The sequence below is a fragment of the Pseudomonas fluorescens genome, assembly GCF_004683905.1.
Classification (GTDB): domain Bacteria; phylum Pseudomonadota; class Gammaproteobacteria; order Pseudomonadales; family Pseudomonadaceae; genus Aquipseudomonas; species Aquipseudomonas putida_A.
In genome coordinates, this window is record NZ_CP038438.1 from 5,612,403 (window position 1) to 5,631,347 (window position 18,945).

Annotated in this window: 14 protein-coding genes; 11 read left to right on the forward strand and 3 right to left on the reverse strand. The window is 60.8% G+C overall.

Features of this window, described 5'->3' with window-relative positions:
• Positions 1–90 precede the first annotated feature (90 nt).
• From E4T63_RS25995 to E4T63_RS26005, 3 genes are all read left to right on the forward strand, one after another.
• Complete coding sequence (locus E4T63_RS25995) at positions 91–567, forward strand: thioesterase family protein (protein WP_135296731.1); 477 nt, start codon at positions 91–93, stop codon at positions 565–567.
• Positions 568–590: 23 nt separating this feature from the next.
• Complete coding sequence (locus E4T63_RS26000) at positions 591–1,754, forward strand: gamma-butyrobetaine dioxygenase (RefSeq protein WP_135296732.1); 1,164 nt, start codon at positions 591–593, stop codon at positions 1,752–1,754.
• A 369-nt stretch (positions 1,755–2,123) separates the two neighbouring features.
• Positions 2,124–2,387 carry a hypothetical protein gene (locus E4T63_RS26005; protein WP_103304375.1) on the forward strand — a complete coding sequence of 88 codons (264 nt, stop codon included), beginning with the start codon at positions 2,124–2,126 and terminating at the stop codon, positions 2,385–2,387.
• Positions 2,388–2,540: 153 nt separating this feature from the next.
• On the opposite strand, the gene E4T63_RS26010 is transcribed toward E4T63_RS26005, so the two are convergent.
• Positions 2,541–3,644: a GlxA family transcriptional regulator gene (locus tag E4T63_RS26010; protein ID WP_007949927.1), complete on the reverse strand. Its 1,104-nt coding sequence runs from the start codon at positions 3,642–3,644 to the stop codon at positions 2,541–2,543.
• Between the two features lie 550 nt (positions 3,645–4,194).
• On the reverse strand, positions 4,195–5,571 hold the full coding sequence (locus E4T63_RS26015) for an L-serine ammonia-lyase (protein ID WP_103368833.1): 1,377 nt from the start codon (positions 5,569–5,571) through the stop codon (positions 4,195–4,197).
• Positions 5,572–6,007: 436 nt separating this feature from the next.
• Here E4T63_RS26015 and E4T63_RS26020 point away from each other — a divergent pair, with 436 nt between their 5' ends.
• From E4T63_RS26020 to choV, 3 genes are all read left to right on the forward strand, one after another.
• A complete protein-coding gene (locus tag E4T63_RS26020) occupies positions 6,008–6,955 on the forward strand; it encodes a choline ABC transporter substrate-binding protein (protein WP_027610641.1) in 948 nt (315 codons plus the stop codon).
• A gap of 66 nt (positions 6,956–7,021) precedes the next feature.
• Positions 7,022–7,867 (forward strand): choline ABC transporter permease subunit, encoded by an 846-nt coding sequence (gene choW, locus E4T63_RS26025; RefSeq protein ID WP_007962645.1) that lies wholly within the window; start codon positions 7,022–7,024, stop codon positions 7,865–7,867.
• Positions 7,864–9,042, forward strand: a complete 1,179-nt coding sequence (gene choV / locus E4T63_RS26030) for a choline ABC transporter ATP-binding protein (protein WP_007962646.1) — start codon at positions 7,864–7,866, stop codon at positions 9,040–9,042. The genes choW and choV overlap by 4 nt, the downstream gene beginning before the upstream one ends.
• Before the next feature lie 199 nt (positions 9,043–9,241).
• Here the strand turns inward: choV and E4T63_RS26035 are convergent, their stop codons facing one another.
• Complete coding sequence (locus E4T63_RS26035; RefSeq protein ID WP_245223475.1) at positions 9,242–11,182, reverse strand: BCCT family transporter; 1,941 nt, start codon at positions 11,180–11,182, stop codon at positions 9,242–9,244.
• Between the two features lie 485 nt (positions 11,183–11,667).
• On the opposite strand from E4T63_RS26035, the gene betI reads away from it, so the two are divergent.
• From betI to E4T63_RS26060, 5 genes are all read left to right on the forward strand, one after another.
• Complete coding sequence (gene betI, locus E4T63_RS26040; protein ID WP_025108530.1) at positions 11,668–12,261, forward strand: transcriptional regulator BetI; 594 nt, start codon at positions 11,668–11,670, stop codon at positions 12,259–12,261.
• An 89-nt stretch (positions 12,262–12,350) separates the two neighbouring features.
• Complete coding sequence (gene betB / locus E4T63_RS26045; RefSeq protein WP_027610639.1) at positions 12,351–13,823, forward strand: betaine-aldehyde dehydrogenase; 1,473 nt, start codon at positions 12,351–12,353, stop codon at positions 13,821–13,823.
• A gap of 236 nt (positions 13,824–14,059) precedes the next feature.
• Positions 14,060–15,763, forward strand: a complete 1,704-nt coding sequence (gene betA / locus E4T63_RS26050) for a choline dehydrogenase (RefSeq protein ID WP_135296733.1) — start codon at positions 14,060–14,062, stop codon at positions 15,761–15,763.
• A gap of 271 nt (positions 15,764–16,034) precedes the next feature.
• Entirely contained in the window at positions 16,035–17,477 is a 1,443-nt protein-coding gene (locus tag E4T63_RS26055; RefSeq protein ID WP_135296734.1) for a TldD/PmbA family protein, read from the forward strand.
• Entirely contained in the window at positions 17,477–18,814 is a 1,338-nt protein-coding gene (locus E4T63_RS26060) for a TldD/PmbA family protein (RefSeq protein WP_134787519.1), read from the forward strand. Before E4T63_RS26055 ends, E4T63_RS26060 begins: the two co-directional genes overlap by 1 nt.
• The last annotated feature ends 131 nt before the right edge of the window (positions 18,815–18,945 follow it).

Here is an 18,945-nt window from a genome sequence, read left to right on the forward strand (position 1 = left end):
CCGCTCCCACAGGTGAGCGCATTCCAATGTGGGAGCGGGCTTGCTCGCGAAGACGGCAGCCCAGTCACTATTAATGTTGGATCTGACATCATGCCCACTCTCACCACCTACCAAACCACCATCATCCCCGACTGGGTCGACTACAACGGCCATCTGCGCGACGCCTTCTACCTGCTGATTTTCAGCTACGCCACCGACGCGCTGATGGACCGTCTCGGCATGGACAGCAACAACCGCGAAGCCAGCGGCCACTCGCTGTTTACCCTTGAACTGCACCTGAATTACCTGCACGAAGTGAAGCTCGACGCCGAGGTCGAGGTGCGCACGCAGATCATCGGTCACGACAGCAAACGCCTGCACCTCTATCACAGCCTGCACCTGGCCGGCGACGACAAGGAACTGGCCGGTAACGAGCAGATGCTGTTGCACGTCGATCTCGCCGGCCCACGTTCCGCGCCGTTCACCCCGGACACCTTGGGCCGCCTGCAAGCCATCGCCGCCGAGCAAGTCGATCTGCCCGCCCCGGCTTACATCGGCCGCGTCATCGCTCTGCCACCCGCCCGTTAATCCCTCCCACGCAAGGAGCCGCCATGCACACCGCTGCCGCTGTTGCCGATTTCCGTACTTATCCGTTGATCAGCGCGCTGAGCGGCGTGCAGAATCTGGCGGATCGCGTTTCACTTGCCTGGGCCGACGGCCGCGTCAGCCCGTTCCATCACGTCTGGCTGCGAGATAACTGCCCGTGCGAGCAGTGCGTCTACAACGTCACCCGTGAGCAGGTATTCGAGATCGTCGATGCCGCGCCGGATCTGGCCCCAGCCAACGCGCACATCGACAGCGACGGCTGTCTGCAGATCGACTGGCAGGATGGCCATCGCAGTCGCTTCGATCCGGGCTGGCTGCGTGCGCACGCCTATGACGACGAGTCCCGCGCCGAACGTCTGGCCGCCAAACCCAAGGCTTACCTGTGGCGCAGCGATTTGCAGCTACCGGTATTCGAATATTCAGCGCTGATGAACGACAACGGCGCGCTGCTGCAATGGCTGATCGCAGTGCGCGACATCGGCCTGACGCAAGTACGCGGCGTGCCCACCGAGCCGGGTTCGCTGAAGCTGATCGCGCAGCGCATTTCGTTCATCCGCGAGAGCAACTTCGGCGTGCTGTTCAACGTGCAGTCCAAGGCCGATGCCGACAGCAACGCCTACACCGCTTTCAACCTGCCGTTGCACACCGACTTGCCGACTCGCGAACTGCAACCGGGTCTGCAATTTCTGCATTGCCTGGTGAATGATGCCGAGGGTGGCGAGAGTATTTTTGTCGACGGTTTTGCGATTGCCGACGCGTTGCGTCAGGAAGCACCGGAGCTGTTTCAGGCGCTGTGCGAAATCCCCGTGGAATTCCGCAACAAGGATCGCCACAGCGACTATCGCTGCCTGGCGCCGATCATTGCGCTGGATGCGCTGGGCCGGGTTGCGGAGGTGCGCATGGCGAACTTTCTGCGCGGTGCATTCGATACATCGGTGGAGCAGATGCCGCTGCTGTACCGGGCCTATCGGCGCTTGATTGCGATGACCCGCGAGCCACGATTTCGGCTGATGCAGCGACTCAATCCGGGGGAGCTGTGGTGCTTCGATAACCGCCGCACGCTGCATGCGCGCAATGCGTTTGATCCAGCGACCGGGGCGCGGCATTTCCAGGGTTGCTACATCGATCGGGATGAGTTGTTGTCGCGGATTCTGGTGTTGCAAAGGTAAACCGCGTCATCGTTCTTCGCGAGCAAGCCCGCTCCCACACTGGAATGCATTTCAAATGTGGGAGCGGGCTTGCTCGCGAAGGCGTCAGCGCCAACCACATCCCTCTCCCGGATTCACAGGCAAAAAAAGCCCCGATACAAGCCGTGACAGGATCGGGGCAGAGGGTACTGTTGAGGAGCTGCCAGTCGAGGGTGACCAAACCGTCTGTAGCGAGCTGAGGTCAGTGTGCCGACTCCCCCGGGCACTGAGTTAGCCGAAAACGACCTGTTCATAGCCGTCGCGGCCACTGTGACAAATCGCCCTTGCCGTGCCTCCACATGCCCACCAGAATCGAGTCACGACCTCCGTTGCCGAAGAAGGAAGCGCGCCATGATGTATGCCGATTTGATCGATCAGGAAGACTTGTTGGGCCAGCTCAAGGCATTGGGTTTTCAAGTGCCGAGCGGTTCGACCGCCGAGCAGGCCTGTGAGTGTGCTGTGCGTGGTCTGGACAATGTTCGCGCGTTTGAATTGCGCAAGATGGTCAAGGACATGTACACCAGCGGCGCCAGTATCCAGCCTGCGGTGCGCCAGGCGATCGACAAACAGTTGTTGCCGGCGTTGGCGCAATACCAACAGACCCACAGCGCCTGACGAGCAACTGTGGCGAGGGAGCTTGCTCCCGCTGGGCCGCGAAGCGGCCCCAAACCGGCAGATGCTCTATTCCAGATAAATCGCATTCGCAGGTTTAACGAGCGCTTCGCGCCCGAGCGGGAGCAAGCTCCCTCGCCACAAAAACTTTCCGGTCTACAGCCTTACGCTGGCAAACGTCGACTCATTACGCGCCTGACTCAACGCCGACATCGGTCCCGATAGCGGCGACATCACGATCGCCTGCGGCAGCGGCAGCATCGCCACTTGCTGGGTGGTGTTGGAGCCTACGCGTTCGTCACGCGGCGGAATGCCGAAGTATTCGCGGTAGCACTTGGAGAAGTGCGGCGTCGACACGAAACCACACACCGACGCCACTTCGATGATCGACATCGGCGTCTGCTTGAGCAACTGCCGCGCGCGGATCAGGCGCAGCTTCAAGTAGTAGCGCGACGGCGAGCAGTGCAGGTATTTCTGGAACAGCCGCTCCAGCTGTCGACGCGACACGGCGACGTACACCGCCAGTTCGTCGAGGTCGATCGGCTCTTCCAGATTGGCTTCCATCAGCGCGACGATTTCCTGCAGCTTCGGCTGGTTGGTGCCGAGCATATGCTTGAGCGGCACACGCTGATGATCCTGCTCGTTGCGGATGCGTTCGTAGACGAACATTTCCGAGATCGCGGCGGACAGCTCACGCCCATGATCGCGGCTGATCAGGTGCAGCATCATGTCCAATGGCGCGGTGCCGCCGGAGCTGGTGAAACGGTTACGGTCGAGGGTGAACAGGCGAGTGCTCATCGCCACACGCGGGAAAGCTTCCTGCATCGCCGCCAGACATTCCCAGTGCACGCTGCAATCGAACCCGTCGAGCAGACCGGCGCAAGCCAAAGCCCAACTGCCGGTGCACACCGCGCCCAGACGCTTGGACTGACGGGCCTGGCTTTGCAGCCACGAGACGTGTTCACGGGTCACGGTGCGTTGAATGCCGATCCCGCCGCAGACGATCACGGTGTCCAGGGGCGGAGCTTTGTGCATGGAGGCATCGGGGGTGATTTGCAGACCGTCACTGGCCCACACCTGGCCGCCATCGACGGTGAGGGTGCTCCAGCGATACAGCTCACGACCGGACAATTGGTTGGCCATGCGCAGGGGCTCGACTGCGGAGGCCAGAGAAATCAGCGTGAAATTGTCCAGCAGCAGAAAGCCGATGGATTGAGGCGCACGGTTCTGGGGTTGGGCCCCGGAGTTGAACGACGTCATCGCGGTATCTCCTCACACAAAGCGGGTGATGGCCTCAGGCGGAGGCTCTTGTTATTGCCGGCGTTCTCGCGTGGGAGACGGGCTTTGTTATGACAGAGCAATTGCCATGCCTAAAATTGAATGGCTGTTCAATAACTCCTGAAAACGACGTCGCGACGTGTCTATTCAAGACGTCGGACACACGGTGTTTCGAAGTGCCATCAGCGGCGCCGAGAGCCCTGCCCCGCTGCCTGTGAGCAGATCGGTAGCACTTGTGGGAACGGGCTTGCGCGCAGTTGTTTCAGAGTGTCACCGCAAGCACGGGTGACGGACGGCAGGGAGTGCGAATGGCGCACTGCGAGTGGGAAAAGCTCTTATCTGATTGCGACGCGCTAAAAGGTGGCGCCTGCGGTTATGTGTGTTCCGTTAGCGAGCAGTTTTGACTGGTCTGGCCTCTTCGCGAGCAAGCCCGCTCCCACAATGGATCTACAGTGAACACAGAATTTGTGAACACCCGGTTCCAATGTGGGAGCGAGCTTGCTCGCGAAGAATTCAACTCGGTCTTGCTGACTCAGCACTCAACCGCGCTAACGGCCAAACCACCCCGCGAGGTCTCTTTATATTTGTCATGCATATCGGCGCCGGTATCACGCATGGTGCGGATCACCCGGTCCAGCGAGATGAAGTGCTGACCATCACCACGCAGGGCCATCTGCGCCGCGTTGATCGCCTTCACAGCGGCAATTGCGTTGCGCTCGATGCACGGCACCTGCACCAGGCCGCCGACCGGATCACAGGTCAGGCCGAGGTTATGTTCCAGGCCGATTTCCGCCGCGTTGCACAGTTGCTCCGGAGTGGCACCGAGGATCTCCGCCAACCCCGCCGCCGCCATCGCGCAGGCCGAACCAACCTCGCCCTGGCAACCGACTTCGGCACCAGAGATCGAGGCGTTCTTCTTGCACAGAATCCCCACCGCCGCCGCGCCCAGGAAGTAATCGACCACATTGGCGTCGGTGACCGCTTCGCTGAACTTCATAAAGTAGTGCAACACCGCCGGGATGATCCCCGCCGCGCCATTGGTCGGCGCCGTGACCATGCGCCCGCCGGCAGCGTTTTCTTCATTGACCGCGAGGGCATACAGGTTGACCCACTCCATGGCACTGAGGGTCGAGCCGATCACGTTGGGCTTGTTCAACTCCTGCAGGCTGCGATGCAACTTGGCCGCGCGCCGGCGCACATTGAGACCGCCGGGAAGGATGCCTTCGTGCTTGAGGCCCTGCTCGACGCAATCCTGCATCGCCCGCCACAGCTTCATCAGCCCGGCACGGATTTCCTCTTCGCTGCGCCAGACCTTTTCGTTGGCCATCATCAGTTCGGCGACACGCAGGTTGTTCTTTTGGCACAGCTGCAGCAGTTCCACCGCGCTGGAAAAGTCGTAAGGCAATTCGGTGCGATCCAGATCGACCACACCGCTGGATGCCTGCGCCTGATCCACGACAAAACCGCCACCGACCGAATAGTAGGTGTCGCGATGAATCTCGCCGTGATCGCCTTCGGCAACCAGAGTCATGGCGTTGGGATGGAACGGCAGGTTTTCGTCGATCAGGCGCATGTCGCGGGCCCAGACAAACGGCACCGACAGACGACCATCCAATAACAGCGTGTGAGTTTCGCGCAGCGCCTGAATACGCGGGCCGATCTGCGACGGGTCGATTGCGTCCGGCCACTCGCCCATCAAGCCCATGATCACTGCATTGTCGCTGCCGTGGCCGATACCGGTAGCCGACAGTGAGCCGAACAGTTGCACTTCTATACGCCGTACCTGCTCCAGCAGGTGCCGGTCGCGCAGCGCTTCGACAAACAGGGCGGCGGCGCGCATCGGGCCGACGGTGTGGGAACTGGACGGGCCGATGCCGATTTTGAACAGGTCGAAAACGCTGATAGCCATTGCTGCAGAGCTCCTGAGGATGCCGTTCCCGGGCGTTAAGCGCCCGCTGGCGGAGCTGCTACGCTCAAGCTGCGATCCGCCGGAATGCCCGCATCATCAGGCTTTTGTCAGGTCGCTCGGCGTCTGACACCGACGCACTCATGCCCAGCAACGCCGTGCCGGTTTCCTCCCGTGTTTTCGCCGTTTTTATGCGGTTCAGATGGCCAAACGGGGCGGAAAAAAGCTGTAAACGACGTCACTGACACTGGATGCGACCATCCCTGTACTGGATACGACCCACCCTGTAGGCGTCAGATTTTCACTGGTACATGATCGTTATGACTCGATTGCAAGGCGCCGTGGTAGAGCTGTCTCCAGAACGCCATCCAACCGCAACCTATAAGTGCGGTGGTCCACAGTCGGAACACTGCCAAAAAAAACACCAAGGAGTCCATCCATGAAAGGTTCCCCGTCGTTGTTGTTGGCCGCCATGCTGAGTCTGCCGTTACTGGCGCAAGCTGCAGAACCGGCGCAGTGCAGTACCGTAAATTTCTCCGATGTCGGCTGGACCGACATCACCGCCACCACCGCCACCACTTCGGTGGTGCTCGACGCCCTCGGCTACAAGACCAAGACCACCATGATCTCCGTGCCCGTGACCTACAAGTCGCTGGCCGACGGCAAGAATATGGACGTGTTCCTCGGTAACTGGATGCCGACCATGGAAAACGACATCAAGGCCTACCGCGATGCCGGCACCGTCGAAGTGGTGCGCACCAATCTCAAAGGTGCCAAGTACACCCTCGCCGTACCGCAAGCCCTGTACGACAAGGGACTGCATGACTTCGCCGACATCGCCAAATTCAAGAAAGAGCTCGATGGCAAGATCTACGGCATCGAGCCTGGCAACGACGGCAACCGCCTGATCCAGAGCATGATCGACAAGGACGCTTTCGGTTTGAAAACCGCCGGCTTCAAGGTCGTCGAATCGTCCGAAGCGGGCATGCTCTCGCAGGTCGACCGCGCGCAGAAACGCGACACCGCCGTGGTCTTCCTCGGCTGGGCGCCGCACCCGATGAACAAGCGCTTCAAGATTCAATACCTGACCGGCGGCGATGACTTCTTCGGCCCCGATTTCGGTGCTGCCACCGTGGCGACCAACACCCGCAAGGGCTACACCACCGAATGCAGCAACGTCGGTCAGTTGCTGAAGAACCTGGAGTTCACCGTCGACATGGAAAGTACCCTGATGGGCAACATCCTCGACGACAAGATGAAGCCTGAAGCGGCCGCCAAGGCCTGGCTGAAAAAGAACCCTCAGGTGCTCGATACCTGGCTCGCTGGCGTGACCACCATTGACGGTAAACCAGGCCTGGAGGCCGTGAAAGCCAAGCTCGCACAGTAATTGCCTTACGCCGGGCGAGTTCGCTCGCCCGGGCTGTTTATTCCTTGCATGCGGACGTTCACTACCATGCTGATTGATCAGAAAATCCCTTTAGGCCAGTACATCGCGGGCTTCGTTGAATGGTTGACGCAACACGGCGCCAGCACCTTCGACGCAATCGCCGTGACACTGGAAACGATGATCCACGGCGTGACGTTTGCGCTGACCTGGTTCAATCCCTTTGTCTTGATCGGCCTCATCGCCCTGCTCGCGCATTTCATCCAGCGCAAATGGGGGCTGACTGTTTTTGTGATTGCCTCGTTCCTGCTGATCCTCAACCTGGGGTACTGGCAGGAAACCATGGAAACCCTCGCCCAGGTCATGTTCGCGACCCTGGTCTGCGTGGTCATCGGCGTGCCGTTGGGCATCGTCGCCGCCCACAAGCCGATGTTCTACACTTTAATGCGTCCGGTACTCGATCTGATGCAGACCGTACCGACCTTCGTTTACCTCATTCCTACCCTGACCCTCTTCGGGCTGGGTGTGGTGCCGGGCCTGATCTCCACGGTGGTGTTCGCCATCGCTGCGCCGATCCGCCTGACCTACCTGGGCATCCGCGATGTCCCGCAAGAACTGATGGACGCCGGCAAGGCCTTCGGCTGCTCGCGTCGCCAATTGCTCTCACGGATCGAACTGCCTCACGCCATGCCGAGCATCGCTGCCGGCATCACCCAGTGCATCATGCTGTCGCTGTCGATGGTGGTGATCGCGGCACTGGTAGGCGCCGACGGACTCGGCAAACCGGTGGTCAACGCACTGAACACTGCTGATATCGCCCTGGGCTTCGAAGCGGGCCTGGCGATCGTACTGCTGGCGATCATGCTCGACCGTATCTGCAAACAACCCGACGCCAAAGTAGGGGGTGACGCATGAGCATAATTCGCTTCGATAACGTTGACGTGATCTTCACCAAGGATCCGCGCGAAGCACTGAAACTTCTCGATCAAGGTTTGACCCGCAGCGAGATCCTGAAAAAGACCGGGCAGATCGTCGGCGTGGAAAAGGCCAGTCTGGACATCAACAAGGGCGAGATCTGCGTACTGATGGGCCTGTCCGGCTCCGGCAAGTCAAGCCTGCTGCGCTGCATCAACGGCCTCAACACCGTGAGTCGCGGCAAGCTGTTCGTCGAGCACGAAGGCAAGCAGATCGACATCGCTTCCTGCACCCCGGCCGAACTGAAAATGATGCGCACCAAACGCATCGCCATGGTGTTCCAGAAGTTCGCCCTGATGCCGTGGCTGACGGTGCGCGAGAACATCAGCTTCGGTCTGGAAATGCAGGGCCGACCGGAAAAGGAACGGCGCAAGCTGGTCGACGACAAGCTCGAACTGGTCGGCCTGACTCAATGGCGCAACAAGAAGCCCGATGAACTCTCCGGCGGCATGCAGCAGCGTGTGGGCCTGGCCCGGGCGCTGGCGATGGATGCCGATATTCTGCTGATGGACGAACCGTTCTCGGCACTCGACCCGCTGATCCGTCAGGGCCTGCAGGATGAACTGCTGGAATTGCAACGCAAGCTGAGCAAGACCATCGTTTTTGTGAGTCACGATCTCGACGAGGCACTCAAACTGGGTAGCCGCATCGCGATCATGAAGGACGGCCGGATCATCCAGTACAGCGTGCCGGAAGAGATCGTACTGAACCCGGCGGACGACTATGTGCGCACCTTCGTGGCCCACACCAATCCGCTCAACGTCCTGTGTGGCCGCAGCCTGATGCGCACGCTGGACAACTGCAAACGCATCAACGGTTCGGTATGCCTCGACCCGGGTGGCGATTCGTGGCTGGACCTGGCCGAAGGCAACACGATCAAGGGTGCGCGGCAGAACGGTTCGGTACTGAACCTGCAGAACTGGGCACCGGGGCAAGCAGTGGAAGCGCTGGAGCGCAAGCCGACACTGGTGGACTCGAACATCGGCATGCGCGATGCGCTGCAGATTCGCTACCAGACCGGCAACAAACTGGTGCTGCACGACAACAACCATGTGGTGGGGATTCTGGGCGACAGCGAGCTGTATCACGCGTTGCTGGGCAAGAACCTGGGGTAAGAACCACAGACACAAAAACGCCGCGAGAGGATCGCGGCGTTTTTGTTTATCGGAATACAGGGCGTTCAGCGTTGGAGCTGATGGCCCCTTCGCGAGCAAGCCCGCTCCCACAGTTAAAATGCATTCCAATGTGGGAGCGGGCTTGCTCGCGAAGAATGCGGCACGGTGCTTCAGACAGAAACACCGCACCACCTACAACTTAGCTATACACCCGGCCAAGGAGCTGCCGATGGCTTTCAAACTGATCGAGCACATCGCGTGTGATCTGATCCTGCGTGAAGCCCATCAGGTCGTAGTCCTGGCTGCCGTTGTGCAAATACACCTCGGCGCGGTAGTAACGCTGGCGAGCTTCATCGGACTGGGCCGATTCGGTCGGGGTCGCCAGATAGCCGTCCAGGCTCACTTCGTAGACGAAAGGGTTACCCTCTTCCATCTCGACGCGCACGCCCATGCAGCGCTTGGATTTGCCCAGCAGCGTCTGCACTTCCAGACCCTGCGCACGCATTTGTGCGGCAGCGTCTTCCAGCGCCGGGCTGACCTGCTTGTCCATGAAACGCTGCACCACCGATTGGCTCGGTTGCAGATCCAGCTGCGTCAGACGCTCGCTGAAACCACGACGACCGCGCTCAGCCAGTTGCGCCTGCTCCTGTTCGATCTGCACGTCCTGACGCATCGCCTTGTGCAAGCCGAACATGAAGAACACCAGCACCACCGAGAACGGCAGACCGGCCAGCACCACCATGGTTTGCATGGCTTCGAAGTTACCGGCGAACAGCAGACCGATGGTCACCAGCGTGATCACCACCGACCAGAAGATCCGCAGCCAGTGCGGCGCATCTTCATCAACGTTGCCGCCCTTGCAGGACAGATTCGCCATCATCACCGCGCCGGAGTCGGCCGGGGTCAGGAACAGCACGAAACCGACGAAGATCGACACACCGATGACGACTTTCGACGCCGGGTAGTGTTCCAGCAACTGGTAGATCGCCATCGACGGTTGTTCCAGCGCCGTCTTGCCGAGTTCCACCGCCCCCTGGTTCATCACCAGATCCAGTGCCGAGTTACCGAAGATCGACAGCCACGCCAGGGTGAAACCCAACGGGATCAGCAGTACGCCAGCGACCAGCTCACGCACGGTACGACCACGGGAAATACGCGCGATGAACATGCCGACGAATGGTGCCCAGGAAATCCACCAGGCCCAGTAGAACAGGGTCCACAGGCCCAGCCAGCGGTCGGACTTGGCGTTGTCGCCTTCGTAGACGTACAGGTCGAAGGTCTTCAGCACCACGCCGTTGAGGTAGTCACCGATGTTCTGCACGAAGCCGTTGAGCAGGTGCAGGGTCGGGCCGAACAGCAGGACAAAAATCAGCAGGCCGCTGAACAGCACGATGTTCAGGTTGGACAGACGACGAATGCCATTTTCCACGCCGGACACGGCAGCGATGGTCGCCACGGTGCTCATCACGATGATCACGATCAGAAGATTGGTGTTGCTGTGTTCCATGCCGAACAGGTTTTCCAGACCCGAGGACACCTGCAGCGAGCCGATCCCCAGATTGGTCACCAGACCCAGCAGGGTCACGAACATGCCGAAGCCGTCCACTGCATGACCGGCGGCGCCCTTGACCCAACGCTCGCCGACCAGCGGATACAGCGCCGAACGCAGGGCCAGCGGCTGGTTATGACGGTAGGCAAAGTACGCCACGGCCAGACCGACCAGTGCGTAGATCGCCCAGCCGTGCAGGCCCCAGTGCAGGAAAGTCAGTTGCACCGCCTGACGCGCGGCCAGGTTGGTGGCCGCTGCGCCTTCCGGCGGATTGAAGTAATGGTCCAGCGGCTCGGAGGCGCCGAAGTACAGCAGCGAAATACCGATACCCGACGAGAACAGCATCCCCGCCCAGGCGCCGTAGCTGAAATCCGGGGTGTCGTCCTTGCTGCCCAGTTTGAGTTTGCCGTAGGAGGAAAACGCCAGGCCCACCACAAACACCAGGTAGGCGGCGATCACCACCATGTAGTACCAGCCGAAGCTGCGCGACAACCAGGCCTGAGCGATACCCAACAATCTGCCGGCCTCTTGCGGGGCGATGATCAGAATGGCGGTCAACAACAGAATCAACGCGGTAGAGGTGTAAAACACCCAACCGTTGACCGTCACCTTCTCGGGCGGGGTCTTTATAAGAGAGGCAGAACTCATGGCACAAATGCTCCAGGCAGTGCGAGAGAAGAACACAAGGCAACACGGAACCCGACCAATCGGTTAGTTGGCAGCCGACCGGCGGGTGATATAAAGACACCCCGAAAAAAGCCCGAACCTGCCGAAATGGCGTTGCGAATCGCTTTCGTGGCCAAAGCTGTGCGGACGTTCATCCGAAACCTGGCCCCGAGCGTCTTGCCCATTCAACACGTCCATCGAACAGCGAACCGCGCCATGCCCCACGCAGGTTTCAAGCATTTTCGGATGTCGTTTTATCGCCATTTACAAGCAGAAAAAATCTGTAGGCAGCGACGATTTGTCGCAGATCTTATTCTTTGTTGATTGAACGTTCAATCAAAACAAAATAGACTGGCCCTCAATCCGATAGGCGTTTATCGCCCGTCGGAAGGCCTAAGGAGATGTGCAAGATGCCCAAGGTCGGTATGCAACCCATCCGCCGCCAACAACTGATCGAAGCCACGTTGCAGGCGGTCGATCAGGTCGGTATGGGGGACGCCAGCATTGCGCTGATCGCCCGTTTGGCCGGTGTCTCGAATGGCATCATCAGTCACTATTTTCAGGACAAGAACGGCCTGATTGCCGCCACGATGCGGTATCTGATGAATGTCCTCAGCGAGAACGTCACCGCGCGCCGACAGGCGCTGGCAGACAGCAGCCCACGGGCGCATCTGCAGGTGATCATCGAAGGCAACTTCGACGCCAGCCAGGTCAATGGCCCGGCAATGAAAACCTGGCTGGCCTTCTGGGCCACCAGCATGCACCAGCCGTCTTTGCACAGGTTGCAGCGGATCAACGATCACCGTCTGTATTCCAACCTGTGCTGCGAGTTCCGCCGTGTGTTGCCGCTCGAAGATGCGCGCAGCGCCGCGCGTGGACTGGCAGCGTTGATCGACGGCTTGTGGTTGCGCGGCGCGCTGTCGGGAGACGCTTTCGACACGGCGCAGGCGCAACAGATCGCTTACGAATACATGGATTTCCAATTGGCCAAGCAGGTGAGTTAGAGCACACAGAAAACGCTCGGCCCCTGAACCGCCATCGCAGCACCACCGCGATGGTCAACGCCAACCACTAATGCACTTGCGAGGACACTATGGCCCGTTTCGAACTGCAAAAACTCTACATCGATGGCGCGTACTCCGACGCTGGCAGCGATGCCACTTTCGAAGCCATCAACCCGGCGAACGGTGAAGTCCTCGCCCAAGTGCAACGTGCGACCAAGGAAGACGTCGAGCGTGCTGTGGTCAGCGCTGAAAAGGGCCAGAAAATCTGGGCCGCGATGACCGCCATGGAGCGTTCGCGCATCCTGCGTCGCGCCGTCGACATCCTGCGCGAGCGCAACGATGAGCTGGCTGCTCTGGAAACCCTGGACACCGGTAAAGCCTTCTCCGAAACCAAATACGTCGACATCGTCACCGGCGCCGACGTGCTGGAATACTACGCAGGCCTGGTGCCGGCGATCGAAGGCGAGCAGATTCCGCTGCGCGACACTTCCTTCGTCTACACCCGTCGCGAGCCACTGGGCGTGGTCGCCGGTATCGGCGCGTGGAACTACCCGATCCAGATCGCGCTGTGGAAATCCGCACCGGCCCTGGCTGCTGGTAACGCGATGATCTTCAAGCCAAGCGAAGTCACCTCGCTGACCACCCTGAAACTGGCCGAAATCTACACCGAAGCCGGCCTGCCAAACGGCGTGTTCAACGTGCTGACCGGCAGCGGCCGTGAAGTCGGCACCTGGCTGACCGAGCACCCGCGCATCGAGAAAGTCTCCTTCACCGGCGGCACCGACACCGGCAAGAAAGTCATGGCCAGCGCTTCGGCTTCGTCGCTGAAAGACGTGACCATGGAACTGGGCGGCAAGTCGCCGCTGATCATCTGCGACGACGCCGACCTGGATCGCGCCGCCGACACCGCGATGATGGCCAACTTCTACAGCTCCGGTCAGGTCTGCACCAACGGTACTCGCGTATTCGTACCGAGCCACCTGAAAGCCGCGTTCGAAGCCAAGATTGTCGAGCGCGTCGCGCGCATCCGCATCGGCAACCCGGAAGACGAAAACACCAACTTCGGTCCACTGGTCAGCTTCGCCCACATGGAAAGCGTGCTGGGTTACATCGCCAAGGGTAAAGAAGAAGGTGCCCGCGTGCTGTGCGGCGGCGAGCGTCTGACCGACGGCGAATTCGCCAAAGGCGCCTTCGTCGCGCCGACCGTGTTCACCGACTGCACCGACGAAATGACCATCGTTCGTGAAGAAATCTTTGGCCCGGTGATGGCGATCCTCTCCTACGAGACCGAAGAAGAAGTGATCCGCCGCGCCAACGACACCGACTTCGGCCTGGCCGCCGGTATCGTCACCAAAGACCTGAACCGCGCGCACCGCGTGATTCATCAACTGGAAGCCGGTATCTGCTGGATCAACGCCTGGGGCGAGTCCGACGCGAAGATGCCGGTTGGCGGTTACAAGCAGTCGGGCGTGGGCCGTGAAAACGGCATCAGCTCGCTGACCAACTACACACGCATCAAATCGGTACAGGTCGAGCTGGGCGATTACGTCTCGGTGTTCTGATCTGACGCAGAGTCTGGATGGGGCCTTTGTGGTGAGGGGATTTATCCCCGACGGGCTGCGAAGCAGCCCCCATCCAGACCCTGCAACTCTCCAGACAGAACTCATTCGCTGGCTTTACGACTGCTGCGCAGCCGGTCGGGGATAAATCCCCTCTCCACAGGGGATTTTCTCCTCACCACAGGTTTTGCAGTGTTCCGGCGATCTTGACCTGACCACATCTAAAGAGGGTGCATTCAATGTCCCAAGAATTCGATTACATCATCATCGGTGCCGGCTCGGCCGGTAACACCCTGGCGACCCGTCTGACTGAAGACGAAGGCGTCACCGTTCTGCTGCTCGAAGCAGGCGGCCCGGACTACCGTTTCGACTTCCGCACGCAAATGCCGGCTGCACTGGCATTCCCGCTGCAAGGTCGTCGCTACAACTGGGCGTACGAAACCGATCCGGAGCCACACATGGACGGCCGCCGGATGGAGTGCGGTCGCGGCAAAGGCCTCGGCGGCTCCTCGCTGATCAACGGCATGTGCTACATCCGTGGCAACGCGATGGACTACGACGGCTGGGCGAAGCTGCCAGGTCTGGAAGACTGGTCGTACCTCGACTGCCTGCCGTACTTCCGTAAAGCGGAAACCCGCGATATCGGCCCGAACGACTACCACGGTGGCGACGGCCCGGTCAGCGTGACCACGCCGAAGGCGGGCAACAACCCGCTGTTCCACGCCATGGTTGAAGCCGGCGTGCAGGCCGGTTACCCGCGCACCGAAGACTTGAACGGCTACCAGCAGGAAGGCTTCGGCCCGATGGACCGCACCGTGACGCCGAACGGCCGTCGTGCTTCCACCGCCCGTGGCTACCTCGACGTCGCCAAAAAGCGCTCGACCCTGACCATCGTCACCCACGCCCTGACCGACAAGATTCTGTTCGAAGGCAAGCGTGCGGTCGGCGTGCGTTACCTGGTCGGTTCGGCAGAAGAGCGTGTTGAAGCCAAAGCGCGCAAAGAAGTCCTGCTGTGCTCCGGCGCCATCGCTTCGCCGCAGATTCTGCAGCGCTCCGGTGTCGGCCCGGCAAAACTGCTAGAGAGCCTCGACGTCCCGGTGGTCCACGACCTGCCGGGCGTCGGTGAAAACCTGCAGGATCACCTTGAGCTGTACCTGCAATACGCCTGCACCCAACCGGTCTCGCTGTACCCGTCGCTGCTCTGGTACAACCAGCCGGCCATCGGTGCCGAGTGGCTGTTCAACGGCACCGGCATCGGCGCCAGCAACCAGTTCGAAGCCGGCGGTTTCATCCGTTCGCGTCCGGAATTCGAGTGGCCGAACATCCAGTACCACTTCCTGCCGGTAGCGATTAACTACAACGGCAGCAATGGTGTGAAAGAGCACGGCTTCCAGGCACACATGGGTTCCATGCGTTCGCCGAGTCGTGGCCGCATCCAGTTGAAGTCCAAGGATCCGCGTCAGCACCCGAGCATCCTGTTCAACTACATGGCCACCGAGCAGGACTGGCAGGAGTTCCGTGACGGCATCCGCCTGACCCGCGAAATCATGCAACAGCCTGCGCTGGACGCTTTCCGTGGCCGCGAAATCAGCCCGGGCATCGAAGTGCAAACCGATGAGCAACTGGACAAGTTCATCCGCGAGCACGCCGAAACCGCGTTCCACCCGTCCTGCTCGTGCAAGATGGGCACCGACGAGATGGCGGTTGTGGATGGCGAAGGTCGCGTGCACGGTATGCAGAGCCTGCGTGTGGTCGACGCTTCGATCATGCCGATCATCACCACCGGTAACCTGAACGCGCCGACGATCATGATCGCCGAGAAAATCGCCGACAAGATCCGTGGCCGCAAGCCTCTGCCGCGTAGCAATGCTGCCTACTACGTTGCTGGCGGTGCGCCAGTGAAGGGCAAGCCGATGCGTGATATCACCCCGGCTGCTCAGTAAGACGTAATACCGAGGCGCTACCTTCGTCGGAACGCCGCCCGGAGACAAGCTCGCTCCCACATTGGAATGCATTTCAAAGGTGGGAGCGAGCTTGCTCGCGAAGGGGCCCTCACATTCAGCACAAATTCCCCTGCTGCACAGTAAATCCTCCTACACCCCCTCTTCACTTGATCCTACCCCCACGCAGGCCTACTCTAGACCTCGCGCAATCGTTTCCCCCCTCCCCGCCGAATCGCTTCACCCCGCAACTCCATAACAAGGAGGTTCCCGAATGTTCGATTTCCACCCCCAGCTCAAGCAGCGCTTCGCTGCCTTGCGCACGGGCGCCGAGTTTTTTTCCCTGCGGTATGTACGCGAGTCCGGCCAGTACCTGTCGGTGCGCAAGAACGTCGCCGAGCCGCCAAGCCTGAGCCGCGACGAAGGCGCGATGCTCACTGTGCGCGTCAACGGCGTCGAGGCTTACGCGGCGACCAACGACCTGTCGCAGCAAGGCCTGCAAGCCGCCCTTGAGCGCGCCGAACAGCAGGCCCGGCGACTGAAGCCGCACGCCTTGCTCGACCTGCGCAACCAGCCGGTGTCGAGCGATCGCGCTGATTACTTTTCGCCCAATCTTGAGCAACCCTTCCCGTCCCTGAGCGAATGCTTCGAGCTGCTCGGCGCGGAATCCGCCTCGGTGCCAAAGGATGAGCGCCTGGTGAACTGGGAAGCGAGCATCGGCATCACCCACGTCGAGCAGATCTACCTGAGCAGCGCCGGTGCCGAATTGCGCCAGGCCCAGCGCTTCGTCTATCCGAGCCTGGATGTCACCGCCTACGACGGCCACGACAGCCAGACCCGCTCCCTCGGCCGCGAGAACTTCGGCCAGCAGGGCGGCGCGGACGTGATCAGCCGTTGCGGCCTGGTCGGCGCCGGCCCGAAAGTGGCCGATCAGGCCCTGCAACTGCTGCTCGCGCCGAACACCCCGCAAGGGCCGCGCGATCTGTTGCTGATGCCTGACCAGATGATGCTGCAGATCCACGAGTCGATCGGGCACCCGCTGGAGCTCGACCGCATCCTCGGTGACGAGCGCAATTACGCCGGCACCAGCTTCGTCAAAACCAGCGACTTCGGCAGCCTGCAATACGGCTCGAAGCTGCTCAACGTGACCTTCGACCCGGACATTCCCGAAGAGCTGGCCAGCTACGGCCACGATGACGACGGGACCAAGGCCAGCAAACAATTCCTGATTCGCGAAGGCTTGCTGCTGCGGCCACTGGGGGGCGCGCTGTCGCAGTTCCGCGCCGGTCTCGACGGCGTTGCCAACAGCCGCGCCTGCGGCTGGAACCGGCCGCCGATCGACCGCATGGCCAACCTCAACATCGAGCCGGGCGATCAGTCGCTGACGCAACTGATCAGCGGCATCGAGCATGGCATTCTGATGAGCACCAACCGTTCGTGGTCGATTGACGACGCGCGCAACAAATTCCAGTTCGGTTGCGAGTGGGGTCAGTTGATCGAGAACGGTGAACTTAAAGGTGTGGTGAAAAATCCGAACTACCGGGGCATATCCGCGCACTTCTGGAAGAGTCTGCGCGCGGTCGGCGATGCCGGCACCCGTAGGGTGCTGGGCACGCCAAACTGCGGCAAGGGCGAGCCGAACCAGGTGATCCGCGTCGGCCACGCTTCACCGGCCTGCGTATTCAGCAACGTTGATGTGTTTGGGGGAGACGCCTGATGAGCATTTCGAAGAGTCAGTCCGACGCCTTCAAGGTCATGGTCAATTGGCTGCGCGACAGCGTGCGCGAGCCGGAACAATTCACCCTCAGCTATGCCGCCGAATCCTCGGCGTTCGTGCGTTTCAATCACGCCAAGGTGCGTCAGGCCGGCCAGGTGCAGCAAGCCGACGTCGGGCTGAAGCTGATCAACGACGGGCGTCACGCCGATCTGCACATCACCCTGTCCGGTGATCAGGAAGCCGATCTGCAACGCCTCGCCGAAGGCCTGCAACAACTGCGCGAAACCCTGCCGCTGCTGCCACAGGATCCGTACCTGCTGCTCAACCACAACGGCTGGCAGAGCAACAACGTGCAGGAACATCCGCTGCCGGACACCGAGCAGGTAGTCGAGGAAATCTGCACCGCTGCTGAAGGTCTGGATCTGGTCGGATTCTATGCTGCCGGCCCGATCAGCCGCGGTTTCGCCAGTTCCTCGGGGGCGTTCGGCTGGCATCAGGCCAACAGCTTCAACTTCGACTTCAGCCTGTTCCACGACAACGGCGAAGCAGTGAAAGCCAGCTACGCCGGGCACGAGTGGAGCAGCGAAGGCTTCACCCGACGCTTCCAGCAGGCCCGCGAGCAACTGGCGTTCCTTGGTCGACCGTTACGCACCCTCGCACCGGGGCAATACCGCGCGTACCTGGCGCCGGCCGCGCTGGAAGAAATCATGGGCATGCTCAGCTGGGGCGGCTTCTCGGCGCAGTCGATTGCCAGCAAAAGCAGCCCGCTGCAGAAGCTGTATGTCGGCGATCAGACGTTCAGTCCGCTGGTCTCGCTGGATGAGCAAGTCAGCGGTTCGTTGAGCCCGGCATTCTCCGGCGAGGGTTATCCGCGCAGCGATCTGCGGCTGATTGTCGAAGGCAAGGCCGGCGATCAACTGGTCGGTTCGCGCAGTGCCGCCGAGTACGGCCTGACCGCCAACGGCGCCAGCGGCGGTGAAATGCCAAGTGCGCTGAACATGGCCGCCGGTGATCTGTCACAGGCAGAGATCCTCAAGCAGTTGGGCACCGGGCTGTACATCAGCAATCTGTGGTACCTGAACTACTCGGATCAACCGGCGGCGCGCCTGACCGGCATGACCCGCTTCGCAACTTTCTGGGTCGAGAACGGCGAGATTCAGGCGCCGGTCAGCACCATGCGCTTCGACGACAGCGCCTACAGTCTGCTGGGTTCGCAGCTGGAAGCATTGACCGCCGAGCGTGAGTTGCTGCTGTCGGCGAGCACGTATAGCCAGCGCAATACCTCGTCGGCGTTGTTGCCGGGGGCGCTGGTGAGCCGACTGACCTTGACCCTGTAAACGCAAACCTCCAGCACACCTTGGGATCAAGTACTGGAGTGAACCCTGTGGCGAGGGGATTTATCCCCGATGGGTCGCGTAGCGGCCCCGCTTTTAAAATCAAATGCAGGGGACTGCTGCGCAGTCCATCG

Coding starts and splice junctions, on each gene's coding strand:
- E4T63_RS26060 (WP_134787519.1), top strand. CDS start 17,477: ATGAGCATTTCGAAGAGTCAGTCCGACGCCTTCAAGGTCATGGTCAAT.
- E4T63_RS25995 (WP_135296731.1), top strand. CDS start 91: ATGCCCACTCTCACCACCTACCAAACCACCATCATCCCCGACTGGGTC.
- E4T63_RS26020 (WP_027610641.1), top strand. CDS start 6,008: ATGAAAGGTTCCCCGTCGTTGTTGTTGGCCGCCATGCTGAGTCTGCCG.
- betA (WP_135296733.1), top strand. CDS start 14,060: ATGTCCCAAGAATTCGATTACATCATCATCGGTGCCGGCTCGGCCGGT.
- E4T63_RS26000 (WP_135296732.1), top strand. CDS start 591: ATGCACACCGCTGCCGCTGTTGCCGATTTCCGTACTTATCCGTTGATC.
- E4T63_RS26005 (WP_103304375.1), top strand. CDS start 2,124: ATGATGTATGCCGATTTGATCGATCAGGAAGACTTGTTGGGCCAGCTC.
- E4T63_RS26010 (WP_007949927.1), bottom strand. CDS start 3,644: ATGACGTCGTTCAACTCCGGGGCCCAACCCCAGAACCGTGCGCCTCAA.
- E4T63_RS26015 (WP_103368833.1), bottom strand. CDS start 5,571: ATGGCTATCAGCGTTTTCGACCTGTTCAAAATCGGCATCGGCCCGTCC.
- E4T63_RS26055 (WP_135296734.1), top strand. CDS start 16,035: ATGTTCGATTTCCACCCCCAGCTCAAGCAGCGCTTCGCTGCCTTGCGC.
- choV (WP_007962646.1), top strand. CDS start 7,864: ATGAGCATAATTCGCTTCGATAACGTTGACGTGATCTTCACCAAGGAT.
- choW (WP_007962645.1), top strand. CDS start 7,022: ATGCTGATTGATCAGAAAATCCCTTTAGGCCAGTACATCGCGGGCTTC.
- betI (WP_025108530.1), top strand. CDS start 11,668: ATGCCCAAGGTCGGTATGCAACCCATCCGCCGCCAACAACTGATCGAA.
- betB (WP_027610639.1), top strand. CDS start 12,351: ATGGCCCGTTTCGAACTGCAAAAACTCTACATCGATGGCGCGTACTCC.